The organism is Klebsiella sp. LTGPAF-6F (genome assembly GCF_001753185.1).
GTDB lineage: Bacteria > Pseudomonadota > Gammaproteobacteria > Enterobacterales > Enterobacteriaceae > Klebsiella > Klebsiella michiganensis.
In genome coordinates this window covers 4,196,490-4,221,201 of record NZ_CP017450.1, presented here as the reverse complement: position 1 = coordinate 4,221,201, position 24,712 = coordinate 4,196,490, and the positions used below count along the sequence as shown (strand labels likewise).

Sequence of the window (24,712 nt, the reverse complement as noted above, 5' to 3'; positions counted from 1 at the left end):
GCAACATGTACCCTACAGTACAGGCAAACAGAGATATGAAAAAAACCTCCCGACTGGCAGCGTGCTTGCTCGCGCTCGCCGTGTCGATGGGGAGCGGGGCGGCGATGGCGAAAACGCCGCCCGACCAGCTCATCATCGGTATGAATATGAATAACCTGCTCACCCTGGACCCGGCGGCGATGACCGGTAATGAAGTGGTGGGGATCGTGGTCAACCTCTACGACTCGCTGGTGGAGCTTGACCCTGAGCAGCTCACCAACGTTAAGCCCGCGCTGGCGAAATCCTGGGATATCAGCCCCGACGGCAAAACCCTGACCTTTCATCTGCGCGACGACGTGAAATTTCACTCCGGCAATCCGCTGACCGCCGCCGACGTGGTGTGGTCGATGCGGCGCATCCTGCACCTCAACCTGGCGCAGGCCTCGGTATGGAAATCCTACGGTTTCAGTCAGAAAAACATCGACAGCCAGGTCAGCGCGCCGGACCGCTTCACGGTGCAAATCGAGTTACCCAAAGATAACGATCCGCAGCTGGTGATTTACTCGCTGGCGGCGCTGGGCAACCTCGGGGTGCTCGACAGCAAAACGGTGCAAAGCCACCAGCAGGATAACGACTGGGGTAACCGCTGGCTGACCACCCATGAAGCCGGCTCCGGGCCGTTCACGCTGGAAACCTGGCAGGCGAAAGATGTGCTGCGCATGAAGCGCAATCCTGACTACTGGCGCGGCGAGGCGAAAATGAGCCGCGTGGTGCTGCGCCATTTCCAGGAGTCGCAAACCCTGCGCCTGATGATCGAAAAAGGCGACCTCGATATTGCCAACAATATGGCGGTTTCCGACATCAACGCCCTGCGCAGCGACCCCCAGCTGACCGTCGACGCGGTGCAGCGCGGCACCATGTACTACGTGGCGATGAGCATGAAAGAGGTGCACTTCGCCCATCCGAAAGTGCGCGAAGCGGTGCGCTATCTGATTGACTACCAGGGCATCAATAAAGCGCTGATGCCGGGCTACGGGGTGCTGCACCAGCGGCCGATTAAGGCGGGCATGCCGTCAACGCTGCCCGACCCGGGCTATAAGCTGGACGTGGCGCGGGCGAAAAAGCTGCTGGCGGAAGCAGGCTATCCCAACGGCTTTGATACCACGCTGCGGGTCCTCTCCGATCAGCCGTTCCTGAACATTGCAATCGCCGTGCAGTCGACGCTGATGCAGGCGGGGATTAACGCCAAAATTATCACCGGCACCGGTAACCAGATCTACGGCGCGATGCGCGAGCGTAAATTTGACCTGCTGGTAGGACGCGGCGGCAGCGGAATGGAGCCGCACCCGCACTCCAGCCTGCGCGCGCTGGTCTATAACCCGGATAACAGCGATGAGGCGCGCCTGACCAACTTCCAGGGCTGGCGCACCGGCTTTTACGACCCGCAGCTCAACGCGATGATTGACCGCGCACTGCTGGAACGCGATCCGCAAAAACAGGTGGCCGACTATCAGGCCATCCAGACGCGCTACGACCAGCTGGTCCCGGCCCTTATTCCGCTTTCGCAGATGGTCGATTCCGTGGTGGTGCGCAATGAGGTGCGGCAGTATCAGCCGCACCCCTCCGCCACCACTTTTCTGCGTGACGTCGATAAAGTCCGCGAAGGAGAAAAAGGATGAGTATCGCAATCCTTGCGCCCGGCTCACGCGGCCGGCGCTTATCAAAACGGCTGCTGCAGGTGGTGATTACGCTGTTCGGCCTGCTGTTGTTGACCTTCACTATTGGCCGCGTCATGCCCATCGACCCGGTGCTGGCGATTGTTGGTCCGGACGCTGACCAGAGTACCTACCAGCAGGTTTACCATCAGCTGGGGTTTGATAAATCGCTGACCACCCAGTTTGGCATCTATTTCGTCAACCTGCTGCACGGCGATCTGGGCAACGCGCTGCTGACCGGGAAACCGGTGGTGGACGACATTATCCGCGTCTTCCCGGCCACCATGGAGCTGGCGACGATGGCGATTCTCGTCGGCGCGGGCCTCGGTATTCCGCTGGGCGTGCTGGCGGCGGCGCGGCGCAATAGCGTCGCCGATTATGTCGTGCGCATTATCAGCCTGGCGGGCTACTCGACGCCGATTTTCTGGGTCGGGATGATGGGGCTTTTAGTCTTCTACGCCTGGCTCGGCTGGGTGGGCGGCGCTGGGCGGGTAGACCTCGGTCTGGACGGTATGGTGCCGCGCCGCACGGGGCTGATGACCGTTGATGCGCTGCTGGCGGGCAACGGTCAGGTCTTCTGGAACGCAATTAATCACCTGATTCTGCCCGCCTCGCTGCTCGGCTTTCACTCGCTGGCCTACATCAGCCGCATGACCCGCAGCTTTATGCTGGCCCAGCTGTCGCAGGAGTTCATTATTACCGCGCGGGTGAAGGGGCTGACCGAGCGTCAGGTCATCTGGAACCACGCGTTTCGCAATATCCTCGTACAGCTGCTGACGGTGGTGGCGCTGGCCTACGGCGCGCTGCTGGAAGGCGCGGTGCTGATTGAAACCGTCTTCTCGTGGCCGGGTTTCGGCTCCTACCTCACCGGTAGCCTGCTGCTGGGCGATATGAATGCGGTAATGGGCTGCGTGCTGCTGGTGGGGGCGATCTTCGTGATGCTCAACCTGCTCTCCGACATGCTGTATCAATTCTTTGACCCGAGGACAAAATCATGACCGTTTCTCTGGATTCGCCGCTTTCGGGCGGCACGGGCGAAGGCCGTCAGCGGCTGCAACGCGCGGCGGCGCGGGCCGTCGGGTTTATCGGCAAAATGGCGCGCAACCCGCTAACGGCCATCGGCGGCGGAATTATCTTTCTGCTGCTGGTGGTGGCGATTTTCGCGCCGCTGATTGCGCCGTATAACCCGCTGGTACAGGACCTCAACAGCGCGCTGGTCGCGCCGAACGCGCAGCACTGGTTCGGCACCGATGAGTTTGGCCGGGATATCTTTAGCCGCCTGGTGTACGGCTCGCGCATCACGCTCTATATCGTGCTGCTGGTCTCGGTGACCGTCGGTCCGCTCGGGCTGCTGCTCGGCGTTTGCGCCGGCTATTTTGGCGGTAAGGTCGATATGGTGCTGATGCGCGTCACCGATATTTTCATCTCCTTCCCGAGTCTGGTCCTGGCGCTGGCGTTTGTCGCCGCCTTAGGTCCGGGGCTGGAGCACGTGGTTATCGCCATCACGCTCACCGCCTGGCCGCCGATAGCCCGCCTGGCGCGCGCCGAAACGCTCTCTCTGCGCCAGGCCGATTTTATCTCCGCCGTACGTCTGCAGGGCGCATCATCGGCCCGCGTCCTCTGGCGCCATATCGTGCCGCTGTGTCTGCCCTCGGTCATTATCCGTATCACCATGAATATGGCCGGGATCATTCTGACCGCGGCCGGTCTGGGCTTTCTCGGGCTCGGCGCGCAGCCGCCGGAGCCGGAGTGGGGGGCGATGATCTCCAGCGGGCGCACTTACATGATGGAGTGCTGGTGGGTGGTTACGATTCCGGGGCTGGCGATTATGATCAACAGCTTAGCGTTTAACTTCTTAGGAGATGGCCTACGTGACATCCTCGATCCCCGCAGCGAATAATGCTCCGCTGCTCGACGTGCGCGATCTGTGCGTCGACTTTGTTAACGGCAGCGCGGTGACCCATGCCGTGCGCGGCGTCTCCTTCCAGCTGGGGCGCGAAAAGCTGGCCATTGTCGGCGAGTCCGGTTCAGGTAAATCCACCGTTGGGCGCGCCCTGCTGCAGCTGCATCCGAAAAAGGCCCGCGTCAGCGCCAGCCGGATGCAGTTTGCCAACCTCGATCTGCTGCATCTTACTGAAGCGCAGATGCGCGGCGTGCGCGGCAAACGTATCTCCATGATTATGCAGGACCCGAAATATTCGCTTAATCCGGTGGTCTGCGTCGGTAAGCAAATCGCCGAGGCCTGGCTGACCCATCATCCGGGACGCAAAGATGAGGCGAAGGCAAAGGCGCTGGAGATGCTGGAGGTGGTGCGTATTCGCCAGCCGGAGCGCGTTTATCAGCTTTATCCACATGAAATATCCGGCGGACAGGGGCAGCGCATCATGATCGCCATGATGCTGATTACCGACCCGGAATTGATCATTGCCGATGAGCCGACCTCCGCGCTGGACGTGTCGGTGCGCCTGCAGGTGCTGGGCCTGCTGGATGATCTGGTTCAGTCGCGCGGGCTGGGGCTGATTTTTATTAGCCACGACATCAACCTGGTGCGCAGCTTTTGCGACCGCGTGCTGGTGATGTACGCCGGACGGGTGGTGGAGTCTATTGCCGCCTGCGACCTCGATAACGCCCGTCATCCCTATACTCAGGGGCTGATTAACTCGCTGCCGGATATGCAGCATCGTCGCCCGATACTGCCGGTGCTGCAGCGCCAGGCCAGCTGGTTAACGGAATAAGGAGTGGATGATGATTGAAGTTCAACGTCTCAACCTCGCGTTTGGCGAAGGGGAGAAGCGTAACCAGGTGCTGTACGACGTTAATTTCCACGTTAAGCCCGGCGAGATCTACGGTCTGGTGGGGGAGTCCGGCTCCGGCAAAACCACGGTGCTGAAGTGCCTGGCGGGGCTGTTTACCCACTGGCAGGGGGAGTTAACTATTGACGGGCAGCGCTTAGGGCATGAGATTAGCCGCGAGCGCTGCCGTCAGGTGCAGATGGTATTTCAGGACCCGTACGGATCGCTGCATCCCCGTCACACCATTGGCGATATCCTTGAAGAGCCGCTGCAGATTCATCGCATTCACGATCGCGACCGGCGGATTCATGCGCTGCTGGACAAAGTGGGCCTCAATCGTGCGTTTCGCGAACGCTATCCGCATCAGCTTTCCGGTGGCCAGCGGCAGCGCGTGGCGATTGCCAGAGCGCTGATCCTTGAGCCGCAGGTGCTGCTGCTGGATGAGCCGACGTCGGCGCTGGATGTGTCGGTGCAGGCCGAGATCCTCAACCTGCTGGCAGAATTGCAGCAGGAGGCTAAACTCACTTACCTGATGGTGACCCACGATTTGGGCGTCATTGCCCATTTATGCCAGAAGGTGGCGGTAATGCAGTACGGGAAAATCCTTGAAACCCTGACGGTCGATGCGCTGGTTAACGGCGAGGCGCAAACGGCCTATACGCAGATGCTGGTTAACGCCAGCCGGCAATATACGCGCGAAATGGCGCGCGAGGTGGCGGCATACTAAGCGATATGGCGCATTGTCTCGCGGACAATGCGCCCTGTTTTTGGATAAAACTTTGAAATGATATGTATTAATAGTTATAAATATCGTCTATTAATGTAAAAGTGGTGTTTAGATCTAAAATGAAAGTATCTGTTGTATGAATGAAAATATATGGAATCATAACTTGTGTTTATTATTAATTTTGAAATAAATAACCAGATTTTCTTCAAATCTCAAAATATTCCATGCTGTAAATTCATTTAAACCTTGTTAATTGCAAGGAAAAACTGCGTATTACGCCTCCAGATCCGCTGAGTAATAGAGTAAACTCGCCTGCGAATAATCTTAAGTTATCAGCTGCGTCATAAAGGATTACCGTATTTAGAGTAGGGTACCCATGCCGCTTATCCACTTGATTACTATTCTCAGGGAACAGGATGGAAAAAACATATACGATTAATGGAATAATTACATTTATTCCTCAACGTGGTGCTCTAATACTCATTGCTGACGAGACGAAAACGGTTTCATTAAATATGCCGGCCAGCCGTTGTTTATTGCTGCTTATTCAGCAGGATGGCAAAACCGTTGCCCGCGAAACCTTTTTCGAGGAAGTGTGGATAAAGCATGGCTCCCAGGTAACCAGCAACGGTTTCTACCAGAATATTTCTCTGCTGCGCCGGGCATTTAAAGAGCTGGGCATGGAGGGCGATATTATTATTACGCTGCCGAGGGTTGGCGTCAGGCTGGATGCGACAATATCGGTGACGGAGTCCCAGCCGTGCGAGATGGAGAAGGCGCCGGAGCCACAGGTGCCCCTGGATGGGCCCGTGCACGAGGAGGTCGCGGCTGCGAGTGTGCCTGAAAAAAAGCGGTTAAGGCCGCGATGCTCTCTGTTATGGGGGCTTGCGGCGCTGCTGAGCTGTCTGGTCGGCGGTTTTGTTGCGTGGCAAACAGAATTCGACTCTTATTTGCAAACTTATTCGCCCATAATTGCTAAATTTTCGCAACAATGTCATTTTTTTGCCAATAATGATGTGGTTGATCACGTTCGTCATGTCAATTTTATCAAGCGCAGCAAATTTGAATGTGAAGAATATTCGTGGGTTTATTTGACGCTTTATCCCGGGCAAGCGCGGGTGTCGGTGATTCGCTGCCGTCAGCCATTTAGTCAATGGCGTGATAATCAATGCCTCACCAAATATTACATTAAGGAGGTAGCCAATGCGCCCGCGTGAAATTAAATGGTTAATCGCTATCGTATTTATCGGGGTGCTTAGCGGAATAATGATCAAATCCTGGCAATACTGGCAGCGCAATCATTTCCAGTGCAGCGGCGAGATGCGGCTAATTAACGCAGGCTACCAGGGCGATATTTCCTTACGCTACGTATTTGATAGCAGTCGCGGGCTGGCGATGGTCCGGGGGGAAATTACGCCGCCGCAGGGCGCTGCGTTTACCATTAATCAGAACATCTGGTTTAGCTTTACCCGCGACGGCCAGCACTACTTCCTGCGTTCGGAAACCGTCTCAGCCAGCATCGGCGAGACCGAGCAGGAGGAGCATGTAAAGCGTATCCTGCCAGCGTTTTTCCTCCAGCCGCAGGTACCGTTTTACCTTAACATCCAGCGGCTCAACGAACGTACCCGGCTGCTGTATACCAGCCGGGCGCCGTCTTTGCTTTGCGAAACCTGATTAACGTAGCAGCGGGCAGTCCGGCGGCAGTCGGCAGCGAAGCGCGGCCGGTAACAGCTCCATACGGAAGGTTTTGCCGGTTAGCGGTTCACCATCGAGATTAAACGTCATCTCGTGGGGTGCGGTGATCTCGAACCACGATGAGACGCCGTCGATAATATTCGGCGAGGTTTCCGGATTGGCCAGGGTGCTGAACAGCGCGGGGATTAGCTCTTCGCCGGTGAAAATGCGCAGATGCAGCAGGCCGTCGTTGATTAACGCTTCCGGGCATAGCTGCTGGCCGCCGCCGGCCTGGCGCCCGTTGCCGATGCCGATGACCAGCGCGTCGCCATGCCAGTGAAAGTTCTCGCCGCGGATTTCGCAGCGGTCCGGCTTAAGCGTATCCATGCGCATCAGGCCGTGGATTAAATAAGAGACGCCGCCCAGCGCGGCCTTGAGCTTCTCCGGGGTTTCGGTCGTGATTCGGGTGCCGAAACCGCCGGTGGCCATATTAATAAAACCGGTCTTATCGTTAACCCGTGCAACATCTATCGCCACATCGCGGCCAACGATGGCCAGCTTCAGGGCGCTGGCCAGATCCTGGGGGATGCCGACGCTGGTGGCGAAGTCGTTCGCCGTGCCCAGCGGTAAAATCCCCAGCGCCAGATTGCCGTCGCGCTCCACCAGCGCCGTCGCCACCTCATTGATGGTGCCATCGCCGCCGCCGGCAATCACCGTTTCGACATTCAGCGTCAGGGCTTCATCGATAAACCGAACGGCATCGCCCTTTTCCCAGGTGACGCGGACGTGAATATCGATACCTTCGTCGCGTAACAGTTTAACCGCCTCTCGCAGGGACGGTTCATTGGCGCCTTTACCATTCAGAATCAGTAAGCTGGCTGGAAACGTGGACATTATCAGGGGACCTTTGTTGCTCAATGATGCATAAAGTGTACCGCATGCGGAAAGGGAAGGCCGGGAGAGAGATAAAAAAATAAGCCCGCGTAAGGGAGATTACGCAGGCTAAGGAGGTGGTTCCTGGTACAGCTAGCATTTATGGGTTATGTTTTTCAGCGAAATGGATGATATCTGCTTTGAACGAACCGGTATGTGATCCGTTTCTAATATCTTTACATCGTGAAAAAATAACCCAAATTAACTAGTTACTGTGCGGGTTTCGGGTCGTCTGACCAGTAAAATTACGCATCAGCAGCGCATACTGCAGCGCCATATCTTCCGGAACAGGCAACCATACTGTGTGGCCATCGCCCGGCGCGACCGGCATGCGTTCGCCTTTGCCGTTTTCCATATGCTCGAGGGTAAAGTTAACGTTGCCCTGCGGGGTCATCAGCTCAAGGCTGTCGCCGACGGAAAATTTGTTTTTCACCGCCACCGCCGCCAGCTGGCCGTTGCGCTCGCCGGTAAATTCGCCGACAAACTGCTGGCGTTCGGAAACAGAGTAGCCGTGCTCGTAGTTCTGGTAGTCATCGTGCGTGTGGCGACGCAGGAAGCCTTCGGTATAGCCACGGTGTGCGAGGTTTTCCAGGGTATCCAGCAGGGAGATATCGAACGGTTTGCCAGCGGCAGCATCGTCAATGGCCTTGCGGTAGACCTGAGCGGTACGGGCGCAATAGTAATGTGATTTGGTGCGACCTTCGATTTTCAGCGAGTGGACGCCCATCTGGGTCAGGCGCTCAACGTGGGCAATCGCGCGCAGATCCTTCGAGTTCATGATGTAGGTGCCGTGTTCGTCTTCGAAAGCGGTCATGTATTCGCCCGGACGTTTGGCCTCTTCAATCATAAACACCTGGTCAGTCGGCGCGCCGATGCCCAGCGTCGGCTCGACGTTCTGCACCGGGATCGGTTCGTGCTTATGCACGATATTACCGACGTCGTCTTCTTTACCTTCCTGCACGTTATACTCCCAGCGGCAGGCGTTAGTGCAGGTCCCCTGGTTTGGGTCGCGTTTGTTGATATAGCCAGAGAGCAGGCAGCGGCCGGAGTAGGCCATGCACAGCGCGCCGTGAACGAAAATTTCGATCTCCATTTCCGGCACCTGGCTGCGAATTTCGGCGATTTCATCCAGCGACAGCTCGCGGGAGAGAATAACGCGGGTGAGCCCCATTTGCTGCCAGAACTTGACCGTCGCCCAGTTGACGGCGTTGGCCTGTACCGACAGGTGAATATCCATATGCGGGAAATTTTCGCGCACCAGCATGATCAACCCCGGGTCGGACATGATCAGCGCGTCCGGTCCCATTTCCACCACCGGCTTCAGATCGCGAATAAACGTTTTCAGCTTGGCGTTATGCGGGGCAATGTTGACCACCACATAGAATTTTTTACCCAGCGCGTGGGCTTCGTTGATGCCGAGCTGCAGATTTTCGTGATTGAATTCGTTATTACGCACGCGCAGGGAGTAGCGCGGTTGGCCCGCGTAAACGGCATCTGCGCCATAAGCGAAAGCGTAACGCATATTTTTCAGCGTTCCCGCCGGGGAAAGGAGTTCCGGTTTAAACATGATTTTCTCGTTCTGATGACAGGTCAGATTCGCCGCACCCGGTACGGCGAGTTGGGGAGTGCCCCCACATTAAGGGCGGGCATTGTAGCGCCCTGGGGGAGGGGAGTAAATATCAGTCGGGTATCTTTGGCGATAAGCGGACGGCAAATCAGTTCCGGGTATGCATCAAGCGGCCGCTATCTGCCGGTTTCAGCCGCTGCTTTTTCCCCGGAGGCGGCGCTTGACGCGCCTGTCCGGGCTACCCCGCCCGCAGACGGCGGTGAGCCAGTAGCCCGGCTAAGCGCAGCGCGAGCCGGGGAAAAGTCGGGCAGGGGCTAACTATGCCAGCCGGCAGGCGTCGGCTTCCCAGCGGTACCCTACGCCGTAAACGGCGCGGATAAACGACTGCTCGGCGTCCAGCGACTCCAGCTTACGCCGCAGGTTTTTGATATGGCTATCGATCGTTCGGTCGGTCACCACGCGGTAATCATCGTACAGGTGATTCAGCAGCTGTTCGCGCGAGAAGACTTTACCCGGTTCCTGGGAGAGGGTTTTCAGCAGGCGGAACTCGGCGGGCGTGAGGTCCAGCAGCTTGTCGCGCCAGGAAGCCTGAAAACGACCTTCGTCGACAATCAGCGGGCTTTCCGCATCCAGCGCCTGCAGATCGCGCTGCGGTTTGCAGCGGCGAAGAATGGTCTTCACGCGGGCCACCACCTCACGCGGGCTGTAGGGCTTACAGATATAGTCATCGGCGCCGATTTCTAACCCCAGCAGGCGGTCGATCTCCTCGATTTTGGCGGTGACCATCACCACCGGAACCTCAGAGAAACGGCGGATTTCCCGGCACAGGGTCAGGCCGTCGGTACCGGGCAGCATCAGATCCAGCAGGATCAGATGCGGCGGCGTCTGGCGAACGTACGGGAGAACCCGATCGCCGTGATTAATCAGCGTCGGCGCATAGCCCGCCGCCTGAAGATAATCGATCAGCAGCTGACCCAGCTTGGGCTCATCTTCCACGATAAGAATGCGTGGCGTGTTTTCATCAACAGGTAATTCAGTCATACGTCTCTCGATAAATTACGTTCCAGAGGTAGTTCTACTTTAATGCTAACCCCGCCCAAAGGCGAATGGCCGGCACGCAAACTGCCGCCGTGGGCCGCGACAATGTTAAGGCAAATCGCCAGCCCTAAACCAGAGCCGCCGCTGGCACGATTGCGCGACCCCTCAGTACGATAAAAACGCTCAACCAACCGCTCCAGCTGTTCATCGGTGACGCCGGGGGCGCTATCGGCAAAATCGAGAACCAGCATATCCCCGCTCTGGCTGGCGCTAATCTGCAGGCCGCCGCCGCTATCGGTATAGCGCAGGCTGTTTTCCAGCAGGTTATTAAACAGCTGCATCAGGCGATCCCGGTCGCCGAAAATCGTTGCGCTTTCCGGCAGCGAAACGCCGATCGACAGCCCGCGGCTGGCGAAGCGCTCGCGAAACGCGCCGGCGGCGACCTCCAGCAGATTGATGATATCCACCGAGGTTTTCTGGTAGGAGAGGGCGCCTTCATCGGACATCGACAGCTGGTGTAAGTCATCGACCAGTTTGGTGAGGGTGGCGACTTCCGCCTGCAGGGAGGCGATGGAGTCCGGGGTAAATTTGCGGATCCCATCCTGAATCGCCTCCAGCTCGCCGCGCAGCACCGCCAGCGGCGTGCGCAGCTCGTGGGAAATATCGGCCATCAGGTCCCGGCGCATCTGCTGGTTGCGTTCCAGAGTGCTGGCCAGCTGGTTAAAATCTTTGGCCAGACGCCCCAGCTCATCGCTGCTGGTGGCGGCGACGCGGGTGGAGAAATCGCCGGCCGCCAGACGGTGCGTCCCCTCAACCAGGCGTTTAACCGGCGCGAGCAGGCCGCGCGCCAGCGGGAAGGTGGCCAGCGCCGCCAGCAGCGTGGCGAGGGCGACAATCAGCCAGCTGGTACGTTTCTGCTGGCGGTCAAAGTTGATATCGGTGTTGCGCGTCAGGCGTTCAACCGGCGAGGCAATGACCGCGCCAACCTCAACGCCGTCGACCATAATACTGCGCCGGGTACCGTCCTTCGGCACGCGTTCGCGCGGGCCCACCAGTACGCGTCCTTTTTGATCGACCACCCAGAACATGGTGCGCCAGCCGTGCGGAGGCATATCGGGGCCGGGACCGCGGTCGCCACGATCGCCGCGTGGACCGTCGAGCGGCCGGTCCGGCGCGGCGTCCGGCGGCATCTCTTCCGGGCCGGGGCCACCGTGCGGCTCATCCATCGGACCGTGGCCCATACCGCGGCCCGGCGGCGAGCGGTCATCGTTGTCGCGTTCAAAGGTTTTCAGCAGCTGGAAAATAAAGCGGTCGTTGTTGCGCAGGAACGTCCAGCTGCCGTGCTGGGCATACTGCTCGCTCAGGGCATCGCCGAGCATGGTCAGGCGCTGTTCGTTGCCGCGCTTGATATAGTCAATAAAGCCGCGTTCAAAGCTGATACGCACCGCCCAGTGCATACTGATCAGCAGCACGATGCAGGTGGCGAGGATCGCGATAAACAGCTTGCCGGTAATGCCGGGACGCCAGAACTTCAAGACTCACTCCTTTTACGGCGACGAATCACGGTATTGGTCGTGGTGTCATCCGGTACGCGGGAAAAAAGCAGCGCCGGCAGCGCGATAATCACCGCCATGCTTAAGTAGGTATAGAGAAAGACCTGATGAGCGATCGCCGCATCGGCGCTGATATGCTGCTGGCCGTAGAGACCGAGCAGCATCCCGGCGATAGTGACGCCGATACTCATCGACAGCTGCATGACCATCGACAGCAAGCTGTTGCCGCTGCTGGCCAGATCGTCGGGCAGATCTTTCAGGGTCAGCGTATTCATTGAAGAAAAGCGGCTGGAGTTAATCATCCCCTGCAGGAACAGCACCACCGGCAGCAGCCAGTACCAGCCCGCGAGCGCAACGGCCATAAACAGCAGGCTGACCAGCGCGAGGCCAATCGTCGAGGTCACCAGTACCCGGCGATAGCCGAAGCGGTTGACCACCTGGACCACAATGCGCTTCATCCCCATGCTGCCGAGCACCATCGGGATCATCATCAGCCCGGCGTGGAACGGCGTAAAGCCGAGGCCGATCTGTAAAAACACCGGCGTCATAAACGGCAGCATGCCGCTGCCGATACGCCCGGCGAAGCTGCCGCCAAGGCCGAGAGAAAAGGTGCGGTTGGTAAACAGCTTCAGGCTAAACAGCGCGTTACGGTTGCCGCGCGCGTGCCACAGATAGCACAGCATTGACGCCGCGCCGATAGCCACCAGCGCCGTCAGCCACAGGGGGGAGAGCCCGAGCCCTTTTTTACCGTCGAGCGCCAGGGTCAGCGTCGCCATGCCGGCGGCCAGCAGAATAAAGCCGAAGATATCAAAGCGCCGGGTTTGCAGGGTGTAGTTGGGCATCAGGCACAGCGTGGCGATGGCGCCGACGATGCCGACCGGAATGTTGATCAGGAAGATCCAGTGCCAGGAGGCGTACTCCACCAGCATCCCGCCGAGCGCCGGGCCGAGCAGCGGACCCACCTGGCCGGGCAGGGTGACGAAGGTCATCGCCGCCATGTATTGACTGCGCGGGACGATTTTCATCACCGTCAGGCGGCCAACCGGCACCATCATCGCGCCGCCGACGCCCTGCAGCACGCGGGCGAGTATCAGCTGATCGAGCGTGGCGGCCTGCGCGCAGAACAGGGAGCCGGCGGTAAACAGCACGATGGCGCTAAAAAAGATATTCCGCACCCCGACCCGGTCCGCCAGCCAGCCGCTGGCGGGCAGCATCACCGCCACCGTCAGCACATAGGAGACAATAACCATATGCATATGCAGCGGGCTCTCCCCGAGGCTCTGCGCCATGGAGGGGAGGGCGGTGTTAACGATAGTGGTATCCAGCGCCTGCATAAAAAAGCCGAAGGCCACTATCCACAGCTGCCAGCGCACGCTGGAGGGAAGATCTGTCATGTTATTCGCTTACCGGTTGAGGGACTTTTCGCGAAAAACGCAGCCGCAGACGGTCGAAGAACAGATAGACCACCGGCGTGGTGTACAGGGTCAACAGCTGACTCATCACCAGGCCGCCGACAATGGTAATCCCCAGCGGCTGGCGCAGCTCGGAGCCGTCGCCGCCGGAGATAACCAGCGGCAGCGCGCCGAACAGCGCCGCCAGGGTGGTCATCATTATCGGCCGGAAGCGCAGCAGACAGGCCTGGAAGATCGCCTCTTCCGGCGGCAGGTTGCCGTTGCGCTGCGCCTCAAGGGCGAAATCGACCATCATGATGGCGTTTTTCTTCACGATGCCAATTAATAGCATAATCCCGATAAGCGCGATTAGGCTGAACGGGGCATCGAAAAGCTCCAGCGCCAGCAGCGCGCCGACGCCGGCGGACGGAATGGTCGACAGAATGGTCAGCGGATGAACGTAGCTCTCATAGAGGATCCCCAGCACGATATAGACCGTGGCGATGGCCGCCAGAATCAGGATCACCTGCGAGTTCATGGTCTCCTGGAACACCTGCGCGGTCCCGGCGAAGGACCCCCGGACGCTGGACGGCACGCCAATCTGGGTCATCGCCCGGTTTATGGCGTCGCTGGCTTCCGACAGCGACTTGCCGGTAGGCAGGTTAAAGGAGATGGTCGACGCCGCCGACAGCCCCTGGTGGTTCACCGACAGCGGCGCGTTAGCCGGCTGCCATTTGGCGAAATAGGAGAGCGGAATCGGCTTGTCTTCGCTGTTGATTACAAACATCTTATCGAGGGCGCTGACGTCTTGGGTGTAGACCGGGTCGACCTGCATCACCACTTTATACTGGTTCAGCGGCTGGTAGATGGTTGAGATCTGCCGCTGACCGAAGGCGTTGTTCAGCAGATTGTTGGCGTCCTGCACGCTGATGCCGAGCCGCGACATGGTATCGCGATCGTAGATCAGATCCATCTCCGCGCCGTTATTCTGGCTGTCGGAGTTGACGTCCGCCAGCTCCGGCAGCGCCGCCAGCGTTTTGCGGATTTTCGGCTCCCATTCCCGCAGCGCCGCAAGGTCGTCCGACAGCAGCGTGTACTGGTAGCTGGCGTTGGCCTGACGGCCGCCGACGCGGATATCCTGTACCGCCATCAGGAACAGGTTGGCCCCCGGCTCTTTGGCCAGCTTCTTCCGCAGCCGATCGATAATCTGCTGCGCCGTTTCATGGCGCTCATCGCGCGACTTGAGGGTGATAAACATCATTCCGCTGTTGACCCGCGAGCCGCCGGTAAAACCGGTGACGTTGTCCACCGCCGGATCTTCACGAATGATCTTCATAAAGTCCTCCAGCTTGCCGCGCATCGCCTGGAACGAGATGCTCTGGTCTGCCTGGATACCGCCCATCAGCACCCCGGTGTCCTGCTCCGGAAAGAAGGTTTTGGGAATTGAGATATAGAGCCAGACGCTCAGCGCGATGGTGCCAAGCAGCACCAGTCCGGTTAAGCGGCTGTGCTTCAGCACCCACTTCAGCGATTTGCCGTATCCGCCCTGAATCGCCACCAGCAGGCGGCCAACCCCGCGCTTGCGCGTCGGCTCGTGGGGCTTGCCGCTTTTCAGCAGCCAGCCGCACATCATCGGCGTCAGGGTCAGAGAGACCGCCAGCGAAATGCCAATCGCCACCGACAGGGTAACGGCGAATTCGCGCAGCAGCCTTCCCGGCAGGCCGCCCATCAGCAGCAGCGGCAGGAACACCGCCACCAGCGACAGGCTCATCGACAGCACGGTAAAACCGACTTCCCGGCTCCCCTGCAGCGCCGCCTGCAGCGGCTTCATGCCGGCTTCCAGATGGCGGGAAATATTTTCCAGCACCACGATGGCGTCATCGACCACGAAGCCGGTAGCGATGGTCAGCGCCATCAGCGACAGGTTGTTAAGGCTGAAGCCGCACAGGTACATGGCGGCAAAGGTGCCGATCAGCGAAACCGGAACCGCCACCGCCGGGATCAGCGTCGCTCGCCCCGAGCGGAGGAAGAGGAAGACCACGAGGATCACCAGCGCCACCGAGATGACCAGCGTTTGCTCCACTTCCTCCAGCGAGGCGCGGATGGTCGGCGAGCGGTCCTGGGCGATTTGCAGATCGACAGAGGCCGGGATGGTGCGCTGCAGCTCCGGCAGGCGGGCGCGAATGCTGTCCACCGTCTCGATGATATTGGCTTCCGGCAGCTTGCGGATCATCAGCAAAATCGCCGGTTTGGCGTTAGTCATCCCGGCGTTGCGCACGTCCTGCACCGAATCGGTGACGTTGGCGACGTCGCCGAGGCGCACCGCCGCGCCGTTGTTATAGTGCACGATCAGCGGCTGGTATTCGGCGGCGGTCTTCAGCTCGTCGTTGGTCGCCACCTGCCAGCGGTGGGTGGCATCTTCCAGCGCCCCCTGCGGTTTACGTACGTTGGCGTTGCTGATGGCGGTGCGCACCGCGTCCAGCGATACGCCCTGGTTAAACAGCGCCTGCGGGTTGAGGTCGACGCGCACCGCGGGCAGCGAACTGCCGCCGACGTCCACGTCGCCGACGCCGTCAATCTGGGCAATGGTCTGCGCCAGCTGGGTAGAGGCGAAGTCGTACAGTTCACCCTGGGACCAGGTATCCGAGGTGAGGGTGAGGATCATGATCGGCGCGTCTGACGGGTTGGCTTTGCGGTAGGTCGGACGGCTCGGCATGCCGCTCGGCAGCAGGCTTTGCGCGGCGTTAATCGCCGCCTGCACGTCGCGGGCCGCGCCGTTGATATCGCGGTCAAAGTTGAACTCAAGAATGATTCGCGTACTGCCGAGCGAGCTGGAGGAGGTCATCTCATTGACCCCGGCAATCCGCCCCAAAGAGCGCTCCAGCGGCGTCGCCACCGAAGAGGCCATGGTCTCCGGCGACGCGCCGGGCAGCGAGGCGCTGACCATGATGACCGGGAAATCCACCTGCGGCAGCGGCGCCACCGGCAGCAGGCGGAAACCGAGGATACCGCACAGGGTGATGGCGAGCGAAATCAGAATCGTCGCCACCGGACGGTAAATGAAGAGGGCGAAAAACTTCACCTACGCCTCCTCCTCACGCCGCGGGAACCGGCTCTTCATATACAGCGACAGCCGGTCGAACAGCAGATAGATAACCGGAGTCGTGAACAGCGTCAGCACCTGGCTGAGCATCAGACCGCCGACCATGCCAATCCCCAGCGGACGCCGCAGCTCCGCGCCGACGCCGGTACTGAGCATCAGCGGCAGTGCGCCCAGCAGGGCGGCGAGGGTGGTCATCAGGATCGGGCGGAAGCGCAGCAGGCAGGCCTGGTAGATCGCCTCGAGCGGCGGCATGCCCTGCTCGCGTTCGGCGGCCAGCGCGAAGTCGATCATCATGATGGCGTTTTTCTTGACGATGCCGATCAGCAGAATGATGCCGATAATCGCGATAACGTCCAGTTCGCTCCCCGCCAGCCATAGCGCCAGCAGCGCGCCGACGCCCGCCGTCGGCAGGGTGGAGAGAATCGTTATCGGATGAATAAAGCTTTCATACAGTACCCCGAGGACGATATACATCGCCACCACCGCGGCAACCACCAGCCAGACGGTGCTGCCGAGCGCCGACTGGAAGGCCAGCGAGCTGCCCTGGAACTGGGTACGGATATCGCTCGGGAATTCCAGCGCCTGCTCGGCGCTAAGAATCGCTTCGACCGCATCGCCCAGCGAATAGTTGTCCGGCACGTTAAACGAGATGGTGGTAACCGGGAACTGATCGAGATGGTTTATGGATAGCGGGGCAAAGCGCTCCTCGACGCTGGCGATGGATTTCAGCGGCACAATCCCGCCGTCGCTGCTGGTCAGGCGAATATTATCCAGCGCCGCCAGCCCCGGCGTGGCCTGGGTATCATGCTCCAGCACCACGCGGTACTGATTCGCCTGGGTATAAATGGTGGAGATTAAGCGCTGACCGAAGGCGTTATACAGCGCGTTATCCACGTCCGCCATGCTGATGCCGAGACGGCTGGCGCTATCGCGGTCAACGTTGATATACGCCGCCAGGCCCTTATCCTGCCAGTCGCTGCTGACGTCGGAGAGCTGCGGCAGCGCCTGCAGCCGGGCCAGCAGCTGCGGGACCCAGTTGCTGAGCGCGTCCAGCGAGTTGGCCTGCAGGGTGAACTGATACTGGGTGCGGCTGACGGTGGTGTCAATGGTCAGATCCTGCGTCGGCTGGAGGTAAAGCTCAATGCCGGGGATGCCGCTCACCGCGTTCTGCAGGCGGGCGATCACCGTCTGCACGCGATCGTCGCGCTCGTCCAGCGGCTTAAGGTTGATTTGCAGGCGGGCGCTGTTGAGCGCCGGGTTGGTACCGTCGACGCCGACGTAGGAGGTCAGGCTTTCCACCGCCGGATCGTTGAGTATCGCTGCCGACACCTGCTGCTGGCGCTCGGCCATGTTGGCGAACGACGCCGACTGCGGCGCCTGCAGCGTCCCCTGGATAATGCCGTTGTCCTGAATCGGGAAGAAGCCCTTCGGAATAAACACCCACAGCATAATCGACAGCACCAGCGTACCGAGGGCCACGCTCAGGGTCAGCCACGGATGATTCAGCACCCGGCTCAGCCAGCGGCCATAGACGGCGATCACCCGCTCAAAGAAACGCTCGCTGGCGCGCGAGAAGCGGTTCTGCTTGCGCAGCGACTCGTGGCTCAGCATGCGGGCGCACATCATCGGCGTCAGGGTCAGCGACACCACCGCGGAAATCAGGATCGCCACCGCCAGGGTAATGGCGAACTCGCGGAACAGACGGCCCACGATATCGCCCATAAACAGCAGCGGGATCAGCACCGCAATCAGCGAGAAGGTCAGCGAGATAATGGTAAAGCCAATCTCTCCGGCCCCTTTCAGGGCGGCGGCCAGCGGCTTTTCGCCTTTCTCGATATAGCGCGAGATGTTTTCAATCACCACGATGGCGTCATCGACCACAAAGCCGGTGGCGATGGTCAGGGCCATCAGCGTCAGGTTGTTAATCGAAAAATCGAGAAACACCATCACCGCAAAGGTGCCGACCAGCGATAGCGGTACGGCGATGCCGGGAATAATCGTCGCCGGGACGTTGCGCAGAAAGACGTAGATAATCATCACCACCAGGGCGATGGCCAGCATCAGCTCGAACTGGGTGTCGCTGACCGAGGCGCGGATATTGGTGGTGCGGTCGGAAAGCACCTGCACTTTAACCGATTTCGGCAGGCTTTCGGTGAGCTGCGGCAGCATCTGGCGGATGCTGTCGGCGGTCGAGATAATGTTGGCCCCCGGCTGGCGCTGAACGTTCATGACGATCGCCCGCTGATTGTTCGCCCATGCCCCAAGCCAGCTGTTTTCCGCGCCCTGTTCCACGGTGGCGACGTCGCCGAGGCGAATCGGCGCGCCGTTCTGATAAGCGATAATCAGCCGGCGGTAATCTTCCGCCGACTGCATCTGATCGTTGGCGGAGAGGGTCACCGCCCGCGACGGGCCGTCAAGGCTCCCCTTCGCCGAGTTGACGTTGGCGCTGGTTATCGCGGTGCGCACCGTTTCGCTGGTCAGCCCGAGGGCGGCGATGGCCTGGGCGTTGAGCTTGACGCGTACCGCCGGGCGCTGGCCGCCCGCGAGGGTGACCAGCCCGACGCCGGAAACCTGGGAGATTTTCTGCGCCACGCGGGTCTCCACCATATCCTCGACCTGGGTCATCGGCACGGCGGAAGAGGTGACCGCGAGGGTCATAATCGGCGGATCGGCGGGGTTCACCTTACTGTAGACCGGCGGGTTAGGCAGGTCCGAAGGCAGCAGGTTGGTGGCGGCGTTGATGGCCGCCTGCACTTCCTGCTCCGCGACGTCCAGCGGCAGCGTGAGCTGGAACTGGAGCGTCACCACCGACGCGCCGCCGGAGCTCTGGGAGGACATCTGCTTGAGGCCGGACATCTGGCCAAACTGGCGCTCCAGCGGGGCGGTCACCGACGAGGTCATCACGTCCGGGCTGGCGCCGGGATAGAGGGTTACCACCTGAATCGTCGGGTAGTCCACTTCCGGCAGCGCCGAAACCGGCAGGAAACGATAGCCGATAATCCCGGCCAGCATAATGGCCACCATTAACAGCGTCGTGGCGACCGGGCGCATGATAAACAGACGGGAAGGGCCACCCGTGCTGCTCGGCGGTAACACTTGCATCAGGAGCGCGCTCCTTTTTTACCGTACTCGCGGCTGGTGGCTTTTTCCGGCTCGGCGGCGGTAGCCGCATCGTGGGCTTCCACCACCTCAACCTTCGCGCCTTCGGTCAGACGGTCGATACCGTCGGTTACGACGCGATCGCCGGCGGAAAGCCCGGCGTTGATCACCACTTTCAGGCTGTCCTGAATACCCGGCGTGACGGTGTGCTTGCTGACCTTGTTCTCATCGTTCAGTACCCAGACGAAATGGCCTTCGTTACCCATTTGCAGCGCGGCGGTTGGGATCACCACCGCGTTCTGCTCGGTATCGACCAGCATACGGGCGTTGACGAATTGATTGGGGAACAGGGCGTCATCAAGGTTTGTAAAGCGCGCTTTCAGCTTGATGGTGCCGGTGGTGGCGTCAATCTGGTTATCGAGGCTCAGCAGTGAGCCTTCGCTGATTTTCTGTTTATTGGTGCGGTCCCAGGCTTCGACAGCCAGCTTTTTTCCCGCCTTCTGCGCCTGTACCACCGTGGCGATTTGGTTTTCCGGCAGCGTAAAGACCACGTCGATCGGGTGGGTTTGCGTCAGCACCACAATCCCGGTGGTGTCGCCGCTGGCGATCTGGTTGCCGATATCCACCTGTTTTAAGCCGACCCGGCCGTCGATTGGCGCGGTGATGCGGCTCCAGTCCAGCTGCAGCTGGGCGCTGGCGACGGCGGCTTCGTCCGCTTTGATCGTACCCTGGGTTTCGCTGACCAGCGACTGCTGGGTGTCCAGCTCCTGCCGGGAAACCAGATTGGTTTTGACCAGCTGCTGGTAGCGCGCCAGATCGCGACGGGCGTTGGCGAGGGTCGCCCGATCTTTGGCCAGCTGGCCTTCGGCCTGGGCGAGGGCGACTTTAAACTGGCTGGGGTCGATTTCCGCGAGCAGATCGCCCGCTTTGACCTGCTGGCCTTCGGTAAAGTGGATGGCCAGCAGCTGGCCGTCGACGCGGCTGCGGACGGTGACGGTATTCGCCGCCGTCACGGTGCCGAGGCCGGAAAGGTAGCGGGGTACCGCTTCGCTGGTGGCGGTGGCCGCCTGTACCGGCGCGAGGGCGGCGCCAAAACGACCGGGGCGTCCGCCTCCGGGCCCCTGCTGACGCGCGCCTGATGCCGTCGGCGCGCCGCTGTTTGCCGCTTCGCGACCCTGCCAGAACCAGTACGCGGCGCCCGCGACGATCGCGACCACCAGCACCGCAGCCCAACGGCTTTTATTGCTACCTTTCATTAATTTGCTATCTCATCCTGAAACGTTTCACGGAATGATACTAGTTTAGCCAGCGAACGCTGCTTAAAAATGGAGGAATTATGAAAAGACTGTCCAGATATGTCTGTAAAAAATGCTTTTCGCAGAGCCGGTTACGGTGAATAGTTAGGCGTAAAATTCGCTTAACGATTTTGCTTAGCCGGGCGATGAACCCGGTTAGTGATTGCCCGTCATCCGCTGTTTCTTAAGGGTCACAGCGGAATACGTCGAAACTGAACTGATATACAGCGTGAATAAGCGGCCCCGGAAAGTGATTCAGCCTGATTGGCGGCGGCATCTGTTTGATAATCAAATTCACTCACGATTTTGCCTTAAGCAATGCGACCACTACCAGAGGGTTCTTTATGCATTTTACCCAAGCTATCGCCCGTCTCCCGGCCGCCACCTGCGGCGCAGGACAAACTACCGCCCGGCTGGGCGCGCCGGATATCGCCGCCACCACCCGCCAGTTTCTCGCCTATGTGGAAACCCTGCTGCAGCTTGGCCTGAAGGTCACCGTACTGCCCGCGGCGGCGGATTATCCTGATGCGCACTTTGTTGAAGATACCGCGGTGGTGATGCCGGAACTGGCGGTGATCACCCATCCGGGCGCGCCGAGCCGTCAGGGCGAGGTCGATACCATTGCGCCGGTGCTGGCGGGGTTCCGTCCGCTGGCGCGGATGAGCGAGCGCGGGCATATGGACGGCGGCGACGTGCTGTTAGTGGATAAGCAGTTTTTTATCGGCCTGACGGCGCGCACCGATGAGCAGGGGATCCGCGAGTTTGCCGCCGCCGTTGAGCCGCACGGCTATCAGGTCGCGGCGATTGAAGTGAGCGCCGGTCTGCATCTGAAATCGATCGTCAACTATGTGGGCCGCAATACGCTGCTGCTGACGGAAGGCTACGTTAGCCATCCGGCGTTTAGCGGCTTCAACAGCATCGTGATCCCGGAAGAGGAGGCCTACGCCGGAAATACGCTGTGGATCAACGATACCTTAATTACGCCGCAGGGCTACCCCTATACCCTGGGCGAAATCAGCAAGCTGGGAATGCCTATCGTGCAGCTCGACACCAGCGAATTTAAGAAAATGGATGGCGGCCTGACCTGCCTCTCACTGCGTTTTTAATCACCGCGCCAACACCGGGGAGATCGAAATGAAAATACGCCTTGCCGCACTACTGGCCTGCATGGCGCTCAGCACGCCGCTGGCCGCCCAGCAGTTTGACACCATCAGCTTTGGCGTCGATGGCGGCTATCCGCCGTTTGACGTGCTGGCGCCCAGCGGTGAAATTACCGGCTTTGATATTGATATCGCCAATGCGTTGTGCACCCAGCTAAAAGCCAAATGCGTTTTCGTGAAGCAGCCGTTCGAAAGCATGATCGCCGCCCTCAACGCGCATAAGTTCGATGCCATTATCGCTTCGCTCAATATTACCGATGAGCGTAAAAAGGAAGTGGATTTCACCGACCGCTACTACCGCAGCGCGGCGCAGCTGGTGGCGCGCAAAGGCAGCCCGCTGCTGCCTGACGTCGCCAGCCTGAAAGGCAAAACCGTCGGCGTCCAGACCGGCTCCACCCATGAAGCGTTTGCGAAGGCCAACTGGGCCAATCATGGCGTGAAAATTGTCGGTTACGCTAACCAGGATAACGTCTACCTCGACCTGCTCTCCGGGCGCATCGACGCCGCGTTGCAGGATAATATCCAGGCGGCGACCGGCTTTATTGATACCCCGCGCGGGCAGAAATTCGCCTTTGCCGGTCCGGTTATCCAGGACGGCGGCATCTCTTCCGACGTGGGGATTGCGGTGAATAAAGACAACCCGGCGCTGCGCGATGCGCTGAACGGCGCCATTAAGGCAATCCGCGCCGACGGCACCTACGACGCGATCCAGAAAAAATACTTTAGCTTTGATATTTATGGCAAATAAGTCGTGAAGATGCGGGCGCGGGCGATGGCCTGCGCCCCTTTACGACCTCCGCGGAAGGCTGAATATGGTCGCAGACTATTTACCCCTGTTGTTACGCGGCGCGGCGCTTTCGCTGTGCGTGATGCTCTCTTCATTACTGGTCGCTCTGCTGCTGGGGCTGATTAACTCGCTGGTTAAGCTCTTTGGCCCGCCGTGGCTGCGCCTGTTTTCCACCGCCTACACCACGCTGGTGCGCGGTATCCCGGAGCTGGTGATTATGCTGCTGCTGTTTTTCGGCGGCGAGATGCTGGTGAACCTGCTGCTGGGGCTGGTGGGGCTCGGGCCGGTGCGGTTCAATACCTTTATCTCCGGCGTGCTGGCGATCGGCTTTGTTTTCGGCGCCTATTACACCGAGACCTTTCGCGGCGCCTTTCTGACCGTCGATCGCGGGCAAACCGAAGCCGCGCAGGCCTACGGGATGCGGCCGTGGACGGTGTTCCGCCGGGTGATGCTGCCGCAGATGCTGAGCTTCGCTATCCCGGGCATCAACAACAACTGGCTGGGGCTGATGAAAGCATCGGCGCTGGTGTCGATCCTGGGCCTTGAGGATATGGTATGGCTGGCCGAACAGGCCGGGCGCGCCACGCAAAAGCCGTTCCTCTTCTATTTTCTGGTCTCGCTGATTTACATGGTGATTACCGCGCTCTCCAGCTGGCTGTTCAGCCGCCTGGCGAAGCGTTACGCGCTGCGCTCTTCCACGGCGGGGACGGCCTTATGAATCTGCAAACCTTTCTCGATGCGATCCCGAGCTTTTTGTGGAGCGACGGCAACGGCGCCGCCAGCGGGCTGGCGGTCACGGCGGAGCTGTTTTTGCTCTCTATCGTTCCCGGGATGGCGCTGGCGATAGCGATGGCGGTGGGGCAGGTGTATGGACCGCGCGCGCTGGCGCTGCCCATCCGTGGTTTTACGTATTTTTTCCGCAGCACGCCGCTCTATCTCCAGCTGATGCTGATTTACTACGGCCTGTCGCAGTTCGATATCGTGCAGACGGGCTGGATGAACGACCAGCCGTTCTGGCTGCTGTTCCGCGATGCGACCTTCTGCGCCACGCTGGCGCTGGTCCTCAACACTGCCGCGTACGTCGCGGAGCTGCTGGCGGGGATGATGGTGACCTTTCCGCGCCAGGAGTGGGTCGCCGGGGAGGCCTACGGGATGGGGAAATGGCAGATTATTCGTCGTCTGGTGCTGCCCGCGACGCTCAGACGCGGGATCCCGGCGCTGAATAATGAAATGGTCTTTTTACTTCATGCCACGTCGCTGGCCAGCACCGTCACCCTGCTGGATATTACCGGCGTGGCCCGCGCGTTCTACGCCATGACCTATTCGCCGTTTATTCCGTTTCTGATGGCCGCGGCGCTGTATCTGCTCTGCACCTTTATGCTGATTTTCGCCTTTTCCCGCGCCGAGCGGCGCTGGCTGGCGTTTATCCGGCGCGGCTAGTCAGGAGCGCTTAATGGCCTGCAGTTCGGTCAGGGTGACGATTTTATCGACGTGAAACTTTTTACTGGTCAGCCAGCTATCCGCCAGCTGGCAGTAGTGCGCCATGCTGCGGCAGCCGATGCGTACCAGAAAGTCGAAGCTGCCGCTGACCAGCCAGCAGTCCAGCACTTCGGGCGTCTGGCGCATCTCCTGTTCAAATATCGGCTGCGAGCGCCCGTGGTCGGCCAGCGCGATTTGCGCCTGTACCACAAACGCGTGCTCCGGCTCGGGCAGTTCTACAATGGCGCTGTAGCCGCGAATAATGCCGTCGCGCTCGAGGCCGCGCACCCGCTCCAGGCATGGACGGGCGGTGAGGTTTACCTGCTCCGAGAGCTTCTGATAAGAAATGCGGCCATCCCGGCGCAGAATTTCAAGGATCTTATGATCGATACGGTCAAGCCGGGCTTTCTTTTCCACAAC

At 59.9% G+C, this 24,712-nt stretch carries 20 protein-coding genes; 11 read left to right on the top strand and 9 right to left on the bottom strand.

The genetic code is table 11. The features are described 5' to 3' along the window. The first annotated feature begins 35 nt into the window (after window positions 1-35). The 7 genes from BJF97_RS19635 to BJF97_RS19605 all read left to right on the top strand — a co-directional run bounded on the left by BJF97_RS19635 (window position 36) and on the right by BJF97_RS19605 (window position 6,887). Window positions 36-1,658, top strand: coding sequence for an ABC transporter substrate-binding protein (locus BJF97_RS19635; RefSeq protein ID WP_032693713.1), 1,623 nt, complete (start codon window positions 36-38; stop codon window positions 1,656-1,658). After that, window positions 1,655-2,692, top strand: a complete 1,038-nt coding sequence (locus tag BJF97_RS19630) for an ABC transporter permease (RefSeq protein WP_014839013.1) — start codon at window positions 1,655-1,657, stop codon at window positions 2,690-2,692. The genes BJF97_RS19635 and BJF97_RS19630 overlap by 4 nt, the downstream gene beginning before the upstream one ends. Next, window positions 2,689-3,594, top strand: a complete 906-nt coding sequence (locus BJF97_RS19625) for an ABC transporter permease (RefSeq protein ID WP_032693714.1) — start codon at window positions 2,689-2,691, stop codon at window positions 3,592-3,594. The genes BJF97_RS19630 and BJF97_RS19625 overlap by 4 nt, the downstream gene beginning before the upstream one ends. Beyond that, window positions 3,566-4,429 carry an ABC transporter ATP-binding protein gene (locus tag BJF97_RS19620; protein ID WP_014230106.1) on the top strand — a complete coding sequence of 288 codons (864 nt, stop codon included), beginning with the start codon at window positions 3,566-3,568 and terminating at the stop codon, window positions 4,427-4,429. The genes BJF97_RS19625 and BJF97_RS19620 overlap by 29 nt, the downstream gene beginning before the upstream one ends. 10 nt (window positions 4,430-4,439) lie before the next feature. Next, entirely contained in the window at window positions 4,440-5,213 is a 774-nt protein-coding gene (locus BJF97_RS19615; protein WP_014230105.1) for an ABC transporter ATP-binding protein, read from the top strand. Between the two features lie 416 nt (window positions 5,214-5,629). Next, a complete protein-coding gene (locus tag BJF97_RS19610; protein ID WP_032693715.1) occupies window positions 5,630-6,430 on the top strand; it encodes a winged helix-turn-helix domain-containing protein in 801 nt (266 codons plus the stop codon). Beyond that, entirely contained in the window at window positions 6,417-6,887 is a 471-nt protein-coding gene (locus tag BJF97_RS19605; protein ID WP_014230103.1) for a hypothetical protein, read from the top strand. The genes BJF97_RS19610 and BJF97_RS19605 overlap by 14 nt, the downstream gene beginning before the upstream one ends. Here the strand turns inward: BJF97_RS19605 and yegS are convergent, their stop codons facing one another. The 8 genes from yegS to BJF97_RS19565 form a co-directional block, all read right to left on the bottom strand. Beyond that, window positions 6,888-7,781, bottom strand: coding sequence for a lipid kinase YegS (yegS, locus tag BJF97_RS19600; protein WP_009654032.1), 894 nt, complete (start codon window positions 7,779-7,781; stop codon window positions 6,888-6,890). It abuts the gene before it with no gap. 244 nt (window positions 7,782-8,025) lie between these two features. Next, window positions 8,026-9,387: a prephenate-dependent tRNA uridine(34) hydroxylase TrhP gene (gene trhP / locus BJF97_RS19595; RefSeq protein WP_016946932.1), complete on the bottom strand. Its 1,362-nt coding sequence runs from the start codon at window positions 9,385-9,387 to the stop codon at window positions 8,026-8,028. Between the two features lie 318 nt (window positions 9,388-9,705). Continuing rightward, window positions 9,706-10,428 (bottom strand): two-component system response regulator BaeR, encoded by a 723-nt coding sequence (gene baeR / locus BJF97_RS19590; RefSeq protein ID WP_014230101.1) that lies wholly within the window; start codon window positions 10,426-10,428, stop codon window positions 9,706-9,708. Beyond that, entirely contained in the window at window positions 10,425-11,960 is a 1,536-nt protein-coding gene (gene baeS, locus BJF97_RS19585; protein ID WP_032693716.1) for a two-component system sensor histidine kinase BaeS, read from the bottom strand. Before baeS ends, baeR begins: the two co-directional genes overlap by 4 nt. Beyond that, the gene (locus BJF97_RS19580) at window positions 11,957-13,372 is read right to left on the bottom strand and encodes an MFS transporter (RefSeq protein WP_014230099.1); all 1,416 of its coding nucleotides are present in this window, start codon (window positions 13,370-13,372) and stop codon (window positions 11,957-11,959) included. The genes baeS and BJF97_RS19580 overlap by 4 nt, the downstream gene beginning before the upstream one ends. A 1-nt stretch (window position 13,373) precedes the next feature. Continuing rightward, a complete protein-coding gene (gene mdtC, locus BJF97_RS19575; protein ID WP_014230098.1) occupies window positions 13,374-16,451 on the bottom strand; it encodes a multidrug efflux RND transporter permease subunit MdtC in 3,078 nt (1,025 codons plus the stop codon). Beyond that, window positions 16,452-19,574, bottom strand: a complete 3,123-nt coding sequence (locus BJF97_RS19570) for an MdtB/MuxB family multidrug efflux RND transporter permease subunit (RefSeq protein WP_032693717.1) — start codon at window positions 19,572-19,574, stop codon at window positions 16,452-16,454. Continuing rightward, the gene (locus tag BJF97_RS19565; protein WP_014230096.1) at window positions 19,574-20,827 is read right to left on the bottom strand and encodes an MdtA/MuxA family multidrug efflux RND transporter periplasmic adaptor subunit; all 1,254 of its coding nucleotides are present in this window, start codon (window positions 20,825-20,827) and stop codon (window positions 19,574-19,576) included. The genes BJF97_RS19570 and BJF97_RS19565 overlap by 1 nt, the downstream gene beginning before the upstream one ends. Before the next feature lie 383 nt (window positions 20,828-21,210). Here BJF97_RS19565 and BJF97_RS19560 point away from each other — a divergent pair, with 383 nt between their 5' ends. The 4 genes from BJF97_RS19560 to BJF97_RS19545 all read left to right on the top strand — a co-directional run bounded on the left by BJF97_RS19560 (window position 21,211) and on the right by BJF97_RS19545 (window position 24,253). After that, on the top strand, window positions 21,211-21,972 hold the full coding sequence (locus BJF97_RS19560; protein ID WP_032693718.1) for a dimethylarginine dimethylaminohydrolase family protein: 762 nt from the start codon (window positions 21,211-21,213) through the stop codon (window positions 21,970-21,972). A 28-nt stretch (window positions 21,973-22,000) separates the two neighbouring features. Next, complete coding sequence (locus tag BJF97_RS19555) at window positions 22,001-22,774, top strand: ABC transporter substrate-binding protein (RefSeq protein ID WP_032693719.1); 774 nt, start codon at window positions 22,001-22,003, stop codon at window positions 22,772-22,774. Window positions 22,775-22,838: 64 nt separating this feature from the next. Further along, the gene (locus BJF97_RS19550; protein WP_014230093.1) at window positions 22,839-23,531 is read left to right on the top strand and encodes an ABC transporter permease; all 693 of its coding nucleotides are present in this window, start codon (window positions 22,839-22,841) and stop codon (window positions 23,529-23,531) included. Next, window positions 23,528-24,253 carry an ABC transporter permease gene (locus tag BJF97_RS19545; RefSeq protein ID WP_014230092.1) on the top strand — a complete coding sequence of 242 codons (726 nt, stop codon included), beginning with the start codon at window positions 23,528-23,530 and terminating at the stop codon, window positions 24,251-24,253. The genes BJF97_RS19550 and BJF97_RS19545 overlap by 4 nt, the downstream gene beginning before the upstream one ends. Here the strand turns inward: BJF97_RS19545 and BJF97_RS19540 are convergent, their stop codons facing one another. Further along, entirely contained in the window at window positions 24,254-24,709 is a 456-nt protein-coding gene (locus tag BJF97_RS19540) for an Lrp/AsnC family transcriptional regulator (protein WP_032693733.1), read from the bottom strand. Window positions 24,710-24,712: the final 3 nt, after the last annotated feature.

Excerpts from the sequence above, each read along its gene's own strand:
- BJF97_RS19635 (WP_032693713.1), top strand. The coding sequence starts at position 36 with ATGAAAAAAACCTCCCGACTGGCAGCGTGCTTGCTCGCGCTCGCCGTG.
- BJF97_RS19630 (WP_014839013.1), top strand. The coding sequence starts at position 1,655 with ATGAGTATCGCAATCCTTGCGCCCGGCTCACGCGGCCGGCGCTTATCA.
- BJF97_RS19625 (WP_032693714.1), top strand. The coding sequence starts at position 2,689 with ATGACCGTTTCTCTGGATTCGCCGCTTTCGGGCGGCACGGGCGAAGGC.
- BJF97_RS19615 (WP_014230105.1), top strand. The coding sequence starts at position 4,440 with ATGATTGAAGTTCAACGTCTCAACCTCGCGTTTGGCGAAGGGGAGAAG.
- BJF97_RS19610 (WP_032693715.1), top strand. The coding sequence starts at position 5,630 with ATGGAAAAAACATATACGATTAATGGAATAATTACATTTATTCCTCAA.
- BJF97_RS19605 (WP_014230103.1), top strand. The coding sequence starts at position 6,417 with ATGCGCCCGCGTGAAATTAAATGGTTAATCGCTATCGTATTTATCGGG.
- yegS (WP_009654032.1), bottom strand. The coding sequence starts at position 7,781 with ATGTCCACGTTTCCAGCCAGCTTACTGATTCTGAATGGTAAAGGCGCC.
- trhP (WP_016946932.1), bottom strand. The coding sequence starts at position 9,387 with ATGTTTAAACCGGAACTCCTTTCCCCGGCGGGAACGCTGAAAAATATG.
- baeR (WP_014230101.1), bottom strand. The coding sequence starts at position 10,428 with ATGACTGAATTACCTGTTGATGAAAACACGCCACGCATTCTTATCGTG.
- BJF97_RS19580 (WP_014230099.1), bottom strand. The coding sequence starts at position 13,372 with ATGACAGATCTTCCCTCCAGCGTGCGCTGGCAGCTGTGGATAGTGGCC.
- BJF97_RS19570 (WP_032693717.1), bottom strand. The coding sequence starts at position 19,574 with ATGCAAGTGTTACCGCCGAGCAGCACGGGTGGCCCTTCCCGTCTGTTT.
- BJF97_RS19565 (WP_014230096.1), bottom strand. The coding sequence starts at position 20,827 with ATGAAAGGTAGCAATAAAAGCCGTTGGGCTGCGGTGCTGGTGGTCGCG.
- BJF97_RS19560 (WP_032693718.1), top strand. The coding sequence starts at position 21,211 with ATGCATTTTACCCAAGCTATCGCCCGTCTCCCGGCCGCCACCTGCGGC.
- BJF97_RS19555 (WP_032693719.1), top strand. The coding sequence starts at position 22,001 with ATGAAAATACGCCTTGCCGCACTACTGGCCTGCATGGCGCTCAGCACG.
- BJF97_RS19550 (WP_014230093.1), top strand. The coding sequence starts at position 22,839 with ATGGTCGCAGACTATTTACCCCTGTTGTTACGCGGCGCGGCGCTTTCG.
- BJF97_RS19545 (WP_014230092.1), top strand. The coding sequence starts at position 23,528 with ATGAATCTGCAAACCTTTCTCGATGCGATCCCGAGCTTTTTGTGGAGC.